Source organism: Halomonas halodenitrificans DSM 735, assembly GCF_000620045.1.
Classification (GTDB): Bacteria; Pseudomonadota; Gammaproteobacteria; order Pseudomonadales; family Halomonadaceae; genus Halomonas; species Halomonas halodenitrificans.
On record NZ_JHVH01000052.1, the window covers coordinates 1 to 1,546 of the forward strand.

The following is a 1,546-nucleotide window of genomic DNA, read 5'->3' on the forward strand; positions in this document are numbered from 1 at the left end:
AGGCGGTGTGCGGCGGAAACAAAAGAAAGCGGCGCTGGATGAGACGTACCTTGCCGACATTCTCGCGGTGTAGGTTTTTTCATGCGTTTTCCCTGACAACGCCCGCGAGTGGGTGGCTGGCTTCGTGCAGTGGTACAACCACGAGCACCGGCACAGCGGCATTCGCCTGGTGACACCGGCACAGCGCCATGCGGGCGAAGACGCTGCGGTGTTGGCCAAGCGCCACGTCATCAATCAGGCGGCGCGTGACACCAACCCTGCGCGATGGAGCGGCAAGACTCGCAACTGGACGCCGATCGGTACCGTGTCACTCAACCCGGAGCGGGAGCTCCATGTCACCGTCGCCGAACCAGAAAAGCAGGTGGCGTGAATGATCTCAGAGGCGACAGATTCCTTGACAACTACCGGAACAGGTACGTATTGCTATTGAGTCGCTACTGGCGCAAACCTATGAAAACATCGAAATTATCGCAGTAGATGACTGCTCGCCAGATAACACCTTCGATGTACTGAAGGCGTTAGAGAAAGAAGATTCACGCGTTAAAGCCGTTCAGCCGCCACAAAATGGTGGAGCCTATGCGGCACGGAATTATGGCTTGACGTTTGCCACCGGTGATTTGTTTACCACTCACGATAGTGATGATTGGTCCCACCCTCAAAAAATTGCGACTCAGGTGGCTTACTTAGAAAAACACCCAGCAGTAAAGGGCTGTGCCGCCCATTGGATTCGCGCACTTGATGATTTGTCGTTTACGCAAAACTGGCGTCCTGTTAAGCGGTTGATCCACTGGAGTCAGTCTTCTTTCATGTTTAGAAAAGAAGTACTTGAAACGGTAGGTGAATGGGATCACGTACGCATCGGCGGTGACACTGAATATATCTGGCGCATGCAAGCCCGCTTTGGTGAGAAGTCGCTTGCCAAAATTTACTCCGACACACCCTTAGCCTTTGCGCTGGATGAAGAGTCTTCGCTAACCCGTACCAAGGCCACCCATGTGCGCACCGTGTATTACGGGCTGCGGCATATCTACCGTGAAATTTGTGCTTGGTGGCACGCATCGCAAAAAAATCTTAATGTTCAGGATGCTAAAACCAAGCGGGCTTTCCCAGCGCCGCGCAGCATGTTTGAACGTTCTGATGAGCCGCTGGTATTCAATGCGGTTATTGCCGGCGATTTTTCTCGTTTAGAAGATTGCCAGAAAGCGGCTGAGTTTATTGGCAAGCACCCTAAGGAAAAGATAGCACTGTTTCATTGGCCCAGTTTCCACAAAGCCCCTGAAGCCTTATGTAATCTGTATTTTGAGCTACTGCAACAGGGTAAGGTTGAGCCGGTGGTCATGGGGCAAGTTGTCAACTCACGCAATTATTTTGTAACAGATGTAGTTCTTATAGAAAATTTGTTAGATGGCTACCCTGACTTTCTAAATTTTTCTGAATGGAAAGAAATGTAATCCTGAATCCGTGAGACCGGCCCCCGGAAGCACTTCTAACCCACTGACCTGCATGGCAATATAGCCATTATCGCCATTCACCCAGACAGTGCCAT

1 protein-coding gene and 1 pseudogene are annotated in these 1,546 nt (G+C 51.2%); both read left to right on the forward strand.

Annotated elements, in window-relative coordinates:
* Positions 1-94: 94 nt before the first annotated feature.
* Positions 95-370 (forward strand): annotated as a pseudogene (locus Q358_RS17645) (IS3 family transposase); the annotation flags it as partial.
* Between the two features lie 55 nt (positions 371-425).
* On the forward strand, positions 426-1,451 hold the full coding sequence (locus Q358_RS18405; protein ID WP_342665561.1) for a glycosyltransferase family 2 protein: 1,026 nt from the start codon (positions 426-428) through the stop codon (positions 1,449-1,451).
* The last annotated feature ends 95 nt before the right edge of the window (positions 1,452-1,546 follow it).